Raw genomic sequence first — 14,013 nt, 5'->3', positions numbered from 1 at the left:
GCACCGGATCCTCGTCCACATCACCGCGGAGACGCACCGGCACGCGGGCCACGCCGACATCGTCCGCGAGCTGATCGACGGGCGGGCCGGGTGGAGTCGGGCCAGCCGCCTCAGCCGGCCGAGCGGATCCCTCCGGTCGGACCCCAGGCGACTCCGGTGCCGCCCGCGTCGCCCTGGTAGTCGTCGGGCGAGAGGGCCATGCCGCTCGCGACGAAGTCCGCGGTCGCCGCGCAGTCCGTGACGACGACGTCGCCGTCGGAGCGCGCGAGCCCGTAGAGGCAGACGGACTCGTCGGCGAGCTCCGCGGCCGAGAAGGAGTCGAGGCTGAGGGTGGCGAAGTAGTCGACTCCGGCGATGCTGCCCAGGTAGCGCGTCGGCCCCCAGTGGAAGACGCGGAGGCTCGCGAGGGTCGACAGCGGGCGCATGGCGACGTCGTCGGGGACGGCCCAGGGCTCGGTGAAGACCTCCAGCGACGGGCGAGGGGCCAGCGCGACGGAGGCGGCCGTGCCGAGGGCGGCGAGCCCGAGCACGGCGACGAGGGCGGCGATCACCCCGAGGCGGCGGCGCGGGCGGGGCGGGGCGGAGGTGCGGGAGTCGGCGTCGTCGCCTCCGGTGGTCTCGCCGTTCTCGTCCCCACCGGTCCGGCCGCTCGCCGTCCCGCGGCCGATCCGGCCCTGGGCCGCTGCGGGCCCGACGGACGCGGCCAGTCCCGCGACCGCGGCGTCGAGCGCCTCCTCCCGGTCGCGGAGCTGCGCGCGCAGCCGTGCCAGCTCCTCGAGCGCCGCGGGGTCCGCCTCCGCGCTGAACGCCCGGCGCTCGAGCGCGGCCCGCTGCCTCCGCTCCTCCGGCGACGCCCCGTCGCGGCGCCGCTGCAGGGCGGCCCGGCCCCGACCGCGACCGCCCAGGGCCACGTCGAGCGCCGCCTCCGTCGCGGCATCGAGCTCGTCGAGCAGCCGGGCCGCGCGCGCGGGCGTGACCGCGATGCCGACGGACGCCGGCACGTCAGCCCCGGTCGCGGACGGCGCGCGCCAGCGACTCGAGGCGGTCCCGGTACTCCGGCCACCACTCCTCCGGCACCGGCGGGAGGTTGTCGCCGGGCGTCCGGAGCCCGACCCGCCCGTCGATCAGCTCGCGGACGATGTCGGCGTGGCCCGCGTGCCGGTGCGTCTCCGCGGTGATGTGGACGAGGATCCGGTGCAGCGTCACGTCGCGGTTCGTCCACCAGGGGACCTGCCCGGGAGCGTCGAGCGGGAGGGCCGCGACCGTCGCGTCGGAGTGGGCCCATACGCGGCGGTACAGCGCGACGACGTCGGCCAGGGACTCGTCGGCCGTCGCCCACATGTCCGAGTTCGGCTCCGACTCGTCCTCCATCCACGGCATCGGCTCCGGGAACGGCCGCCCGAACACGGCGCCGAGGTAGCCCGCCTCGGTGCCCGCCACGTGCTTCACCAGGCCGAGCAGGTTCGTGCCCGTCGCGACCAGCGGCCGCCGCACGTCGTACTCGTCGAGCCCGTCGAGCTTCTGCAGCAGGGCGTCGCGCCCCTCCTGCAGGTAGCGGAGGAGGGTCTGCTTCGCGTCGTCGCTCATCCCCCCAGCCTGCCGCGCCCGTCCGAGCCGCGCCAGAGCGGTGCCGGAGCCGCGCCGTGCTCAGACCGCAGGAAGGATCGCCCCACGGGCACCGGGATCCGCGGATCCACGGGCCGCCGGAGCGATCCCTCCTGCGGTGTGGACGGAGTCAGGCCGGGACGCCCGCTCCCGCCCGCTGGACCCGCGTGCCGACGAGGCGCTGCGAGGAGGCGTCGACAGCGGCGGCCGGGCCGAACAGCTCGAGCGCCGTCTCCGTCTCGCGCGTCGCGCAGTCCGGGCCAACCCACAGCTCGACGCGGCCGGGCTCGACGATCCGCACGCCCTCGCGTCCGGTGAAGGCCAGGCGCGCGGCCGGGACCTCGAACCGGACCTCCGCCTCCTCGCCGGGCTCGAGCGCGACCCGCGCGTAGCCGAGCAGCTGCGCCACCGGCCGGGTCACGCTCGCGAACACGTCGCGGGCGTACAGCTGCACCAGGTCGGTTCCCGCTCGCTCGCCCGTGTTGCGGACGCGCACGGTCGCCGTGAAGGAGCCGTCCGTCGGGGCGGACTCCTCGACCGCCAGCTCCGTCCGGGCGAAGGCCGTGTACGAGAGGCCGTGGCCGAACGGCCGCACCGGCGTGCTGTCGGCGGAGGTCACGTCCGACGGCCCGCCGAGGATCGGGTGCAGGTACGAGAACGGCTGCGCCCCGGCCGAGCGCGGCAGCGAGACCGGCAGGTGGCCGGAGGGGTCGACCCGTCCCGAGACGACGCCCGCGATCGCGCCGGCGCCCTCCTCCCCCGGGAAGAACGCCTGCAGCACGGCGGCCGGAGCCGACGGCCCGTCGAGCGCCCAGCCCACGGCGTAGGGGCGGCCGGTCAGCAGCACGAGCACGACCGGGGTCCCCGTCGCCACGACGGCCTCGACCAGCTCGCGCTGGCGGCCCGGGAGCTCGAGGCTCTCGACGTCGTTGCCCTCGCCGACCGTGCCGCGGCCGAACAGGCCCGCCCGGTCGCCGACGACCACGATCGCCACGTCGGAGTCGGCGGCCGCCCGGACCGCCTCCGCGATCCCGGAGGCGTCGTCGCCCTCGACCGAGCAGCCCTCGGCGAGCAGCAGCTCGGCCGAGCCGAACTCGCCGGCCAGCGCGTCCGCGACCGTCGGGATCTCGAAGCCCAGCGGCACGCCCGGGTGGTGCGCCAGCACGTGGTTGGCGAAGGAGTAGCAGCCCATGAGCGCGGGCGCGCTGTCGGCGTTGGGGCCGATCAGCGCGAGGCGGCGCGCCGCAGCGAGCGGCAGGACGCCGTCGTTCGCGAGCAGCACCACCGACTCCTCGGCCAGCCGACGGGCGATGTCGCGGTGGGCCGGCGAGTCGAGGTCGATCGACTCGGGGGCGTCGTCGAAGCGCGCGTCGAGCAGGCCGAGACGCTCCTTCTGCGCGAGCACCCGCAGCACGGCCCGGTCGACGAGCGCCTCGTCGGCCTCCCCGGCCCGGATGCGCGCGGCCAGCGGCGCGAGGAACGCGTCGCCCGTGGGCAGCTCCACGTCGATCCCCGCGGCGAGCGCCAGCTCGGCCGCCTCGCCCAGATCGGCGGCGACCGCGTGCATGAGGTGGAGGAACGCGACCGAGAAGTAGTCGGCGACGACCACGCCGTCGAAGCCCCAGCGCTCGCGCAGCACGCCCGTGAGGTAGGCGGGCGTCGCTCCGACCGGGTCCCCGTCGATCTCGGCGTAGGAGTTCATCACCGAGCGGGCGCCCCCGTCGCGGATCGCCATCTCGAACGGCGGCAGCAGCACGTCCGCGATCTCACGCGGTCCGGCGTGCACCGGCGCGTGGTTGCGGCCGCCGCGGGAGGCGGAGTAGCCGATGAAGTGCTTCAGCGTCGCGTCGACGCCGGTGGACTGCAGTCCCTGCACGTACGCGGTGCCGATCGTGCCGACCACGTACGGGTCCTCAGCGATGCACTCGTCGACCCGGCCCCAGCGGGGGTCGCGGATCACGTCGAGCACGGGCGCCAGGCCCTGGTGGATCCCGAGCTCGCGCATCGAGCCGCCGATCACGGCGCCGAGCTCGGCGACGAGCTCCGGGTCGAACGAGGCGCCCCAGGCGAGCGGAGTCGGGAACGTCGCGGCCTGCCAGGCGGCGAGCCCGGTCAGGCACTCCTCGTGGACGATCGCCGGGATGCCCAGCCGCGTCTCCTCGACGAGCCGGCGCTGCTCCGCCCACAGCCAGCGGGCGCGCTCGAGCGGATCGACGGGGCGCGTGCCGTAGACGCGGGTCAGCTGGCCGATCCCCTCGCGGGTCGCCTCGGCGTACCCGGTCGAGGTGGCCATCTCGCCGGCGAGCGGGGCGACGACCTCGCCGCCCTGGTCGACCCAGTAGCCGACCAGCTGGGAGAGCTTCTCCTCCAGCGTCATCCGGCCCAGCAGCTCGGTGGTGCGGGCGGACGGAGCCTGGGGGTCCTCTGGTGCGTGCGGTGCGGTCACGGTGCGACCCTCTCTGCAGGTGGGGCGACGGGTGCGGACGGGACGGGGGACGCGGCGGCCGGGCGGAGCGATCCGCTCATCCCTTCACCGCCCCCGTCAGCCCGCCGACGATGCGGCGCTCGAAGACGCTGAAGAAGATCAGCGCCGGGATCATCGACAGCGACACGAAGGCCAGCACCTTCGCCGTGTCGACCGAGTACTGCGACGAGAACGCCTGGACTCCGAGCGGGAGCGTGAAGGTGGACTCGTTGTTGAGGATGAACAGGGGCAGCAGGTAGCTGTTCCAGCTCGCGATGAACGCGAGGATCCCCGTGGTGATCACGCCGGGCATCGCCAGGCGCACGACCATGCGGAAGAAGAAGCCGATCCGGCTGCAGCCGTCGATGAAGGCCGCCTCCTGGATCTCGTCCGGGATCGCGCGGAGGAACGGCACCAGGATGATGATCGTCGTCGGCAGGCCGAACGCGATCTGCGGCAGCACCACTCCGGCGAGCGAGTTCATCAGGCCGAGGCTCTTGATCACCAGGTAGAGGGGAGTGATCGCCACGGTCATCGGGAACATCAGGCCGGCGGCGAAGAGCGCGTAGAACACGCCGCGTCCGGTGAAGTCGTAGCGGGCCAGGACGTAGCTCGCCATCAGGCCGAGCACGACCACGCCGAGCGTCGTCGCGAGGCCGGCGATGGTGGAGTTGCCGACCTCCTGCCAGAAGACGCCGCCGGTGATCACGTCGAGGTAGTTCTGCACGTTCCACGGCGAGGGCAGGCCCGCCGGGTCGGTGGTGATCTGCGCGTTCGTGCGGAAGCCGCCGAGGATGATGTACGCCACCGGGGCGAGCATCAGCGCGATCACGACGATCGCCACGACGTAGGCGATCGTGGTGCCGCGGCCCAGGGGCTGCCGGCGCCGCTTCACCGCGAGAGGCCGAGGGGTCTCCGGAGTGATCGGCGGGGCCGTCATCGTCGTGCCGGTCATCGCTTGTCTCCCGTCAGTGCGCCCGCCGTGTCGCGCCGGAGCACGAAGCGCTGGTAGAGCAGCGCCACCACGAGCGAGATCAGGAACAGGACCACCGCGACGGCGTTCCCGTACCCGTAGTTGCCGGCGTTGCGGCCGTTGGTGACCAGGTAGATCGCCATGGTCGAGGTGCCCGCGGTCGAGGACACGTACTGGCCCCAGATGATGTAGACGAGGTCGAACAGCTGCAGTGCGCCGATGATCGACAGGAACGCCCAGATCCGCAGGGTCGGCGCGAGCAGGGGCAGGGTGATCCGCCGCTGCACCTGCCAGTAGGAGGCGCCGTCGATGGCCGCGGCCTCGGACAGCTCCTCGGGGATGCCCTGCAGTCCCGCGAGGAAGAGGATCACGGCGAAGCCGATGTACTTCCACGTGATGATCAGCATCAGCGTCCAGATCGCGATCGCCGGATCCGAGAGCCAGTCCTGCTTCAGCGCGCCGAGGCCGACCTTCTCGAGCAGGCCGTTGACCGCGCCGCTGGTCTGGAGCATCAGGCTCCAGCCGGTGCCGACGACGACCTCCGAGATCACGTACGGCACGAAGATGAGGACGCGGATGATCGACTGCCCGCGCAGCTTGCGGTTCAGCAGCAGCGCCAGGAGGATCGCGACCGGCCCCTGGAGCACGAGCGAGAGCACCACGATGATGCCGTTGTGCGCGAGGGCGTCGTGGAAGGTGGGGTCCTGCAGGATCGTCAGGTAGTTGCGGAAGCCGACGAAGTCCGTCGGCACTCCGTAGCCCTGCCAGCTGAAGAAGCCGTAGTAGGCCGCCATCACGACCGGGAAGATCACGAAGGCGAGGAAGACGATCAGCGCCGGGCCGACCAGGAGCGCGATCTCGAAGCGCCCCGCCCAGCCCACGCTGCGGCGGCGCCGGCGCACCGGAGGCGTCGAGGTGACGCCTCCGGTGCGCGCGGTCCCGCGGGGCTCATCCACTCCGAGGAGCGGGCTCTCGCGGAGTGCCATGGTGGCTAGGCCTTCGCCGCGGCGGCGTTGACGGCCTCGACCAGCTGCTCGGGGTCGCTCTTGCCGGCCAGCAGGTCGACGACGCCGACGTTCAGCGCGTTGCCGACGTTGAGGCCGTAGACGGTGTCGAGCCACTGCGAGACGTACGGGGCCGAGTTGTAGGCCTCGAGGATCTGCTGCAGGTACGGCTCGGTGACCGCCTCCTGCGCCACGGTGTTCACCGGGGGCGCGTTGAAGGCCGCGTAGTACTCCTTCTGCACGTCGGAGGTGGCCAGGTAGTTGAGGAAGTCGACGCACTCGTCGGGAGCGCCCGCGGAGCAGGAGTAGCCGTCGACGCCGCCCATGATCGCGCCGGCCTCGCCGTCGCCGCCGTCGATCTCGGGGAAGGGGAACCAGCCCAGGTCGGGCAGCGGCTTCTCGTCGGGGGTGAGGGAGGCGATCACGCCCGGGTCCCACGCGCCCATGAGCTCCATCGACGCCTGGTGGTTGGCGAGGAGTCCGGCCGAGCTGCCCGCGCCCTGCTGGGCGGCGGTGGTCAGGAAGCCCTCGTTGAACGGCTCGGTGGCCGAGAAGTCCTGCAGGTCCTCGCCCGCGCGGACCCAGCAGTCGTCCGAGAAGTCCTTGGTGTCGGCCGCCTCGGCCATGGTGTCGGCGCTGCACTCGCGGAGCGCGAAGAAGTAGTACCAGTGCGCGGCGGGCCAGGCGTCCTTCGCGCCGAGCGCGACGGCCTGGGCTCCGCTGCCCTTGATCTTGGTGATCGCGGAGTCGAGCTCATCGATGGTCTTCGGGGTCTCGGTGACGCCCGCCGCCGTGAAGACGTCCTGGCTGTAGAACAGGCCGCCCGGGAGGACGGCGACCGGCATCGCCCAGACCTTGTCGTCGAGCGTGTTCGCCGAGAACGAGCCCTCGGGGATCTCGCTGCGCGCCTGGTCCGAGATGCCGTCGGTGAGGTCCTTCAGCTGTCCGCCCGCGACCATGGCGGCGAGCTTGCCGCCTCCGCGCTGGAGGAAGACGTCGGGGGCGTCGCCCGAGTTGAGCGCCGTCTGGAGCTTGCCGTCGAGGTCCTCGTTCTGGATGGCCTGCGACTCGATGGTCACTCCGGGGTTCGCGGCCTCGAAGTCCGCGATCGTCTTGTCCCAGAACTCCTGGCCGGGGCCCGTGGTCGAGTTCTGCCAGAGGGTCATCGCGACGGTGCCGTCGCTCGATCCCGAGTCCTGGGCCGAGCAGCCGGTGAGGGCCGCGACCGTGCCGAGCAGGGCTGCTGTCGCCACTGCGATCTTCCTGAACTTCATCGTCCAACCGTTCTCTTCATCGAGGGCGCCGCCTGGTGCACCGGCGCCGTGGGGGTTCCCGCCTTCGCGGGTGGAGTCAGTGTCCGCAGTGCTTGCGAAAGTGGTCAAACGTTTTCGAAATGGTTTTCGAAGCACGGGTTACAGTCGGCCACATGACCACCCGACCGACCATCCACGACGTCGCCGCTGCCGCCGGCGTCTCGGTGGCGACGGTGTCCAAGGCCGTGAACGGCCGCTACGGCATCGCCCCGTCCACCGCCACCCGCGTGCTCGAGGTCGTGCGCGAGCTCGGCTACGAGTCGAGCCTCGTCGCGAGCAGCATGCGCTCCCGGCGCACGGGCGTGATCGGCGTGCTCGTCGCGGGGTTCGAGCCGTTCAGCGCCGAGATCCTGAAGGGCGTGGGGTCGGTGCTGGCGGAGTCGCGGTTCGACCTGCTCGCCTACTCCGGCTCCCACGAGGGCGAGCAGGAGGGCTGGGAGCGGCGCTCGCTCAGCCGGCTCAGCGGCACCCTCATCGACGGGGCGATCATGGTGACGCCGAGCGTGGTGAGCGCACCCTCCGACATCCCGCTCGTCGCCGTGGACCCGCACACCGGCCGCGCCGACCTGCCGACCGTCGAGTCCGACAACTTCGGCGGCGCCCTGCTCGCCACCCGCCACCTGATCGCGCTCGGGCACCGCCGCATCGGCTTCGTCGCGGGCCGTGGCGATCTCCGCTCGGCTCGGCTGCGCGAGGCCGGCTACCGGGCGGCGCTGGCGGAGGCCGGCATCGCCTTCGACGAGCGCCTGCTGCGGGTGGGCAACTACCACCGCGACACCGCCCGGCGGCCCGCCTCCTCGCTCCTGTCGCTGCCCGACCGCCCGACCGCGGTCTTCGCCGCCAACGACGTCTCGGCGCTGGCGATCATCGAGACCGCCGCGCACCTGGGCCTCGCCGTGCCCCACGACCTGTCGGTGATCGGCTTCGACGACGTGCCCGAGGCCGCGCGCTTCGATCCGCCGCTGACCACCGTCCGCCAGCCGATGCAGACGCTCGGAGCGACCGCCGCCGAGATGCTGATCGCGCTGATGGCCGGGCGCGAGCCGCGCTCGCTGCACGTGCAGCTGCCGACGCAGCTCGTCCGCCGCGCGACGACGGGACCGCCGGCATGAGCGGCGACGGGACCGCCGGCACGGGCGACGAGCTGGAGGACGACGGCCCGACCGCCGTGCACGCCGCCCTCTTCGACGCGCTGGAGCTGGTGGACCTGCCCGCGCTCGAGGCGCTGCTCGACGAGCGCTTCGTGATCGAGCACCCGACCGGCCTGGTGCAGTCGCGGGAGGAGTGGCTCGCCGACATCGACGAGGCGCGCAAGGAATACCACGAGATCGACCACGTCGAGAGCGCCCTCTCGGGCGGCGCCGCGCACCCGGTGCTCACCTCCCGCACCATCACCGAGGCGACCATCGGCCGCCTGCACGCGACCTGGCGGCTCCAGCTGACGAGCCGCCTCGTCCGCCGCGACGAGGGGTGGGTGATCACGCGGACCGTGGTGACGAGCTGGTGAGGCGGACGGACCGGCGCGTCCGCGGCCGGCCGCGGGCGCGACGGGCAGGATCGACACCGTGCTCCTCCAGGTCGTGACCCGCTCCGCCCGCCCGGCCGCCGAGATGTTCGACCGGGCGCGCGACATCGACCTGCACACGCGCTCGCAGGCCGGCGCCCGCGAGCGCGCGGTCTCCGGGACGACCACCGGGCTGATCGGGCTCGGCGAGCACGTGACCTGGAGCGCCCGGCACTTCGGCGTCCCGCTCCGGCTGACCAGCGCCGTCACCGCGCTCGACGCCCCGCACTCCTTCGTCGACGAGCAGACCCGCGGGCCCTTCGCGACCTTCCGGCACGAGCACCGCTTCGAGTCCGACGGCTCCGGCTCCGTGATGATCGACCGGCTCGAGTACTCCGCCCCGCTCGGCGTCCTCGGGCGGATCGCGGAGCGGCTGGTGCTCGACCGGCACCTGCGGCGGCTGCTGGAGGAGCGCGGCGCGTTCCTCGCCGGAGGCGACCGGTGAGGCTCCTGATCCGGACCCTGCTGACGCTCGTCGCCGTCGCCGGGGTCCTCTCGCTCGCGACGACCTCGGTCCTGTTCGCGCTGTCCTCCCTCGACACCGGCCGGGACCCCGGCGAGCTGCTCCTCCCGCTGGCCCGAGCGCTTCTGGCGACCGCCGTGACGGCGGCCGTCGGCGGGCTCCCCTACTCCGCGGGACGGGGTCGCGCGCCCTGGCCGGTCCTCTGGTCGGCCTCCACGGTCTGCATCCTCGCGATCGCCTGGATCGTGGTCTCGATCGCGGCGTGGACCGACGCGGGCGACGGGACGGACGCCGTCGTCGCGCTGCTGACCGTGGTGCCCGCCGCCTGCTGCTCGATCGCCGCGGTGCCGGTGACCGAGCTCGTCCTCCGGGTGGGAACGCGCAGGATCGGCGCCCGCTAGCGGATCCGCTCTCGCCGCTTGACGGTGACGCTGCGTCAACCCGTACCGTCGCTTCCATCGCCGCGGAGTCACCGGCGACGCGGAGACGGAGGGCGCTGTGGAGCAGGAGTGGACCGTGCACGAGGTGGCGCGGCTGGCCGGCACGACCAGCCGGACGCTGCGGCACTACGGGGCCGAGGGGCTGCTGCCGCCGAGCCGGGTGGGAGCGAACGGGTACCGCTACTACGACGCCGCCGCTCGTGACGCTGCAGCGGATCCTGCTGCTGCGCGACCTCGGCCTCGGGCTGCCCGAGATCGGGCGGATCCTGCGGCGCGACACGGAGCCGGTGCTCGCTCTCGAGCGGCACCTCGACGTGCTCCAGGAGGAGCGCCGGCGGATCGACCGCCGCATCCGGGCGGTCGCCGGGACGATCACGACGATGAGAGAGGGGAACGGGCCGATGGCCGAGGAGATGTTCGACGGGTTCGACCACGCGGAGCACCGCGAGGAGGTGGAGCGCCGCTGGGGCGCCCCGGCGTACGCCGACGGCGACCGCTGGTGGCGGTCGATGAGCGCGGAGGAGCGCGAGCGGTGGCGGCGGAGGCAGGCGGACCTCGCCGGCGCGTGGACCGCCGCGGCGGCGAGCGGAGCGGATCCGACGGGAGACGCGGCCCTCGCGCTCGCCGCGCGCCACCGGGACTGGCTCGCGGAGGTACCGGGGACGCCCCGCGACGCGTCCGGACGGCCGAGCGACGAGTACCTGCTCGGGCTCGGCGAGATGTACGTCGACGACGAGCGGTTCGCGGCGCGCTACGGCGGCGCGGCCGGCGCGCAGTTCGGCGGGACGCGCTGCGGGCGCTGGTCGAGCGGCGGGCCTGAGCGGCGGGTCGGGAGGACGGTATCCGCTGGAGCGGACCACGGGTCCCGCGCCCCGACGCCTCCCTCACGGAATCCCCCTCGATGCAAGCCGTTGAACGACCCTGCGCCCCTGGGCACTGTGGTCGCGGAGCCGGTGCCGCGCTCCCGCGAGAGGGAGCGATGGACGACGACACTCTTCTGGGCATCCTGCTGCGCGGGCGGCCGATGACGCTCGACGACGCGCCTCTCGCGACGCACCTCGACCCGACGGACCTCCGCGCGGCCGTGCAGAGGCTCCGCGACCGCGGGCTCATCGGAGGCGCGGACGACGTGCTCGCCTATCCGCCGCCCGCGGACTGGGCGAACGAGGCCGTCGCGGTGCACACCCGCCGGGTCCGCGACGCGGCCGTGAGCGCCGTCGCCGACACCGAGCGGATCCTCGAGGACCTGCCCGCCGTGCTGCGGGCCTGGTCGGCGGGAGAGACGGCCACCGAGCGGGTGCCCACCGTGCTGCGCCACGGACCGCACGCCGCCGAGGACCTGCTCTGGGAGATCTCCGGGAAGCCGTCGAGCACCCTCGTCGCCGTGTTCACCAGCATCGACCGGCTCATGAACTCCTCCCCCGAGCGGGCCCTGCGCTTCAGCGACTCGCTGCGGGAGCTCCGATAATCGACGTTATGTCAGTTTTCTCGCACGTACTCCGCTCGACGGGCTCCGAGGTGTGGTCGCACACGAGCCTCGGAACCCTACGGAGTCCCGCCTGCTAGGCGCCGGGTGCGAGGCCGAGCTGCGTGAGGATGCCGAGCTCGTCGCTGCTTCCCCAGCGCTCGGCGAGCTTGCCGTCGACGAAGATGCTGATCTGCATGCCGCGGATCTTCACGGACTTGCCCGTCGGCGCGTGGCCCTGGAACACACCGGTCTGCGTGCCGGTCAGCGTGTAGGCGAACGCGACGCTGTCGTCGTCCGCGACGAGCTTCTCGACTTCGAGCGCCATGTCGGGGAACGCGGTCCGCAGGTCGCCGAAGAACGCGGCGTATCCCTCCGGACCGGGTGCCTGGCCGGGCGCCGGGTCGTGATCGACCGAGTCGGGCGCGACGAGTGCGTCGAACGCGGCGAAGTCGCCGGCGTTGACCGCCTCACCGAAGGCCTGCTGGGCGGCGATGTTCTGCTCGCGAGTCATGTGCTGTCACCTGTTCTGCACCGGTCCGGTGCCTCGAGGAGTGGTGCGGGTCGTCAGCGACGGTACCCAGGCCCGTCGAGGGCGGTACAGGGCTTGCGCGCTCTCCCGGGCTCTCCCACCGCCGCTACTGATAATCGAGATTATGTCAGTTCGCAATCGAGAGGCCCGAGTCGCGTGTGGTTCATCAGCGTCGCTCGAGAACCAGAGCGGTTCGAAGAAGCGCGACCTCCCAGAGACCGGGAACGCGGTCAATAGCTGATACTCGGCGCGAGCAGTCCCCCGGCGACGGCCGTGACGGCGAGTCCGCAGAAGGCGGCCGCGAGGACCAGGTGTCCTCCTGCGACGAGCACCGCCCGACCGCGCCGGGGTGATCCGCCGACTGCGCGTAGCCGGACGACTGCGAGCAAGAGAGCCGGAACCACAAGGGTTGGGGAACGTCTTGTTACCGTGAACAATTGGCGGTACGGTCCGAGCATCACCCGCGATCGTGCTGTGGCTCGCTCGCCTCCGCAGCGCAGCGGACGCAGTCGATCGCGCGAATTCGAAGACGAACCGAAGGGACTCTTGTCGATGAGGACGAGACGACGACACTCGAGCGCACGCTCCCTGACCATCGCCGCCCTGGCCGCCGCCGCGCTCGTCGCGAGCGGCACCGTGCCCGTGGCGGCCGCCGAGACCGGGACTGCCGCCGCAGTCCCAACCCCCGAGCAGAGCCTGCTCGGCTCGTTCACGTTCGACGCGGCGCCCAGCGGCGGTGCGTTCGCGGACCGCTCGGCCCGTGCGAGCGTGCAGGGCACCGCGGCCCTCGTCGCCGGGCAGGAGGGGCAGGGACAGGCCGTGCGCCTCTCCCCGTCTTTCTGGCTCGACGTGAAGGCGACCGACGGCACTCCCCTGCTCAAGGGGCGTGACAGCATCACGCTCTCGTACGACAGCAGGCCCGACTCCGCCGCCAACACCGGCTGGTCGGTCTTCGCCGCCCGCTCCGCCGTACGCCAGGAGTTCGCGCAGGAGCACTATCTCGGGATTCTCGATCGCACGGCGGGAATCACCGTCGAGCGGTACGACAACACCGGCAGCCGCGACACCTCGGGCAACCTGACCGCGCCGAGCGCGGCCGTGTGGAAGCACGTCGACCTGGTGATCTCGGGCTCCACGGCGCGCGTCTACGTCGACAAGAAGCCGGTGGCGGTCAACGCGTCCGGCAAGACCCTGACGCAGATCCTCGGGGCGGCCGGGGGTGTGCTGCAGGTCGGCAAGGCGAACTGGGGCGGCGGCGAGTACTTCACCGGACTCCTGGACAATCTGCGTGTCTACGACCGTGCGCTCACGAGCGCGGAGCTGGGCGCCGACAGCACCACCGTCGCGACCGACGTCCGAGCGGCGCTGGCCGTGCCGTCCACGCTCCTCTCGGACCTGCCCTCGCAGGTGCTCGGACGCACGATCACCTGGAGCGCGACAGGCGCGGGCGCCGCCCGCATCGCGGCGAACGGAGCGGTCGACACGACCGGGCTCACCTCGGCACCGGTCGCCGTCCGCGTGCAGGCCGCGGTCGACGGCGTTGCTCAGGCCTTCGCCTGGGACACGCGCCTCGTCGCTCCCGGTGGCCGCATCGCGACCTACGTCAAGACGGTCACCACGACGAACGGCGTCAAGGACGATCCGATCGCGTACAACGACGATCGCCGAGCTGACGCGCTCTACGCCGCGGCGCTGCCGACCGGCACGAGCACCTGGGAGCCGCTGAACCGATCGCAGGCGATCCTCTCCGTGGCGAACGACGGCAACCAGGCCGATCGCCCGAACGCGCAGGTCGGCTCGCCCAGCCTGTTCCGCACGGCAGACGGGTCCCTCGGCGCGGTCGCCGGCCAGAACAACGCCACGGACTCCGTCTATCTCTGGACCTCGCCCGACGGGCGCTCGCTCACCCAGCAGCGCGCGATCCGCCTCGCACCGGGCTCCGTCGTCACCGATCCGCGCATCGTCCACGACGCCGCGGCGCAGAAGTACAAGGTCTTCTGGACCGACCTGCTCACCGGCGAGGGCCGCGTCACCCTGCTGAACGACCTCGCCGCAGGCACGACCCCGGGCGCCACGACCCGAGCCGACGCCCGGACTCTCGGCGTGCAGGGAGCGGGACTCCCGTCGTTCACCACGCAGAACCAGGCGAGCGAGTTCAGCCTGACGACCGCGGAGTTCGACCTCTTCTAC

The 14,013-nt window shown here is 72.8% G+C and carries 13 protein-coding genes and 1 pseudogene; 8 read left to right on the top strand and 6 right to left on the bottom strand.

Going from position 1 to position 14,013, the window contains the following annotated elements; translation table 11 throughout:
- On the top strand, positions 1-241 hold a 241-nt coding region (locus C5C10_RS18095; RefSeq protein WP_219813284.1), incomplete at its 5' end, for a DUF664 domain-containing protein.
- Positions 242-1,002: 761 nt separating this feature from the next.
- Here C5C10_RS18095 and C5C10_RS16965 read toward each other — a convergent pair.
- The 5 genes from C5C10_RS16965 to C5C10_RS16945 all read right to left on the bottom strand — a co-directional run bounded on the left by C5C10_RS16965 (position 1,003) and on the right by C5C10_RS16945 (position 7,320).
- Complete coding sequence (locus C5C10_RS16965) at positions 1,003-1,587, bottom strand: DinB family protein (protein ID WP_104329846.1); 585 nt, start codon at positions 1,585-1,587, stop codon at positions 1,003-1,005.
- A 148-nt stretch (positions 1,588-1,735) separates the two neighbouring features.
- The gene (locus C5C10_RS16960; protein WP_104329845.1) at positions 1,736-3,982 is read right to left on the bottom strand and encodes a glycoside hydrolase family 3 N-terminal domain-containing protein; all 2,247 of its coding nucleotides are present in this window, start codon (positions 3,980-3,982) and stop codon (positions 1,736-1,738) included.
- Positions 3,983-4,127: 145 nt separating this feature from the next.
- The gene (locus C5C10_RS16955; RefSeq protein ID WP_104224899.1) at positions 4,128-5,024 is read right to left on the bottom strand and encodes a carbohydrate ABC transporter permease; all 897 of its coding nucleotides are present in this window, start codon (positions 5,022-5,024) and stop codon (positions 4,128-4,130) included.
- Complete coding sequence (locus C5C10_RS16950) at positions 5,021-6,028, bottom strand: carbohydrate ABC transporter permease (RefSeq protein ID WP_104226347.1); 1,008 nt, start codon at positions 6,026-6,028, stop codon at positions 5,021-5,023. Before C5C10_RS16950 ends, C5C10_RS16955 begins: the two co-directional genes overlap by 4 nt.
- Positions 6,029-6,033: 5 nt before the next feature.
- The gene (locus C5C10_RS16945) at positions 6,034-7,320 is read right to left on the bottom strand and encodes an ABC transporter substrate-binding protein (RefSeq protein WP_104239175.1); all 1,287 of its coding nucleotides are present in this window, start codon (positions 7,318-7,320) and stop codon (positions 6,034-6,036) included.
- 152 nt (positions 7,321-7,472) lie between these two features.
- On the opposite strand from C5C10_RS16945, the gene C5C10_RS16940 reads away from it, so the two are divergent.
- The 6 genes and pseudogenes from C5C10_RS16940 (at position 7,473) to C5C10_RS16915 (ending at position 11,294) form a co-directional block, all read left to right on the top strand.
- A complete protein-coding gene (locus C5C10_RS16940) occupies positions 7,473-8,471 on the top strand; it encodes a LacI family DNA-binding transcriptional regulator (RefSeq protein WP_104329844.1) in 999 nt (332 codons plus the stop codon).
- Positions 8,468-8,866 carry a nuclear transport factor 2 family protein gene (locus tag C5C10_RS16935; protein WP_104239174.1) on the top strand — a complete coding sequence of 133 codons (399 nt, stop codon included), beginning with the start codon at positions 8,468-8,470 and terminating at the stop codon, positions 8,864-8,866. The genes C5C10_RS16940 and C5C10_RS16935 overlap by 4 nt, the downstream gene beginning before the upstream one ends.
- A 58-nt stretch (positions 8,867-8,924) precedes the next feature.
- On the top strand, positions 8,925-9,368 hold the full coding sequence (locus C5C10_RS16930) for an SRPBCC family protein (RefSeq protein WP_258060635.1): 444 nt from the start codon (positions 8,925-8,927) through the stop codon (positions 9,366-9,368).
- On the top strand, positions 9,365-9,787 hold the full coding sequence (locus C5C10_RS16925; protein ID WP_104267643.1) for a hypothetical protein: 423 nt from the start codon (positions 9,365-9,367) through the stop codon (positions 9,785-9,787). The genes C5C10_RS16930 and C5C10_RS16925 overlap by 4 nt, the downstream gene beginning before the upstream one ends.
- 97 nt (positions 9,788-9,884) lie before the next feature.
- Positions 9,885-10,646, top strand: a pseudogene (locus C5C10_RS16920) (TipAS antibiotic-recognition domain-containing protein).
- 159 nt (positions 10,647-10,805) lie between these two features.
- Positions 10,806-11,294, top strand: a complete 489-nt coding sequence (locus C5C10_RS16915; protein ID WP_104329843.1) for a hypothetical protein — start codon at positions 10,806-10,808, stop codon at positions 11,292-11,294.
- A gap of 94 nt (positions 11,295-11,388) precedes the next feature.
- On the opposite strand, the gene C5C10_RS16910 is transcribed toward C5C10_RS16915, so the two are convergent.
- The gene (locus C5C10_RS16910; protein ID WP_104329842.1) at positions 11,389-11,805 is read right to left on the bottom strand and encodes an ester cyclase; all 417 of its coding nucleotides are present in this window, start codon (positions 11,803-11,805) and stop codon (positions 11,389-11,391) included.
- A gap of 570 nt (positions 11,806-12,375) precedes the next feature.
- Between C5C10_RS16910 and C5C10_RS16905 the strand changes: the two genes are divergently transcribed.
- Positions 12,376-14,013 (top strand): LamG domain-containing protein (locus C5C10_RS16905; RefSeq protein ID WP_146082194.1); only part of this gene is annotated, 1,638 nt, incomplete at its 3' end.

Origin of the sequence: Rathayibacter sp. AY1A3, from assembly GCF_002930975.1 — a bacterium.
Taxonomy (GTDB): Bacteria; Actinomycetota; Actinomycetes; order Actinomycetales; family Microbacteriaceae; genus Rathayibacter.
Note: the sequence above shows the minus strand (reverse complement) of the source record. Positions and strands in the feature narration are given on the sequence as shown.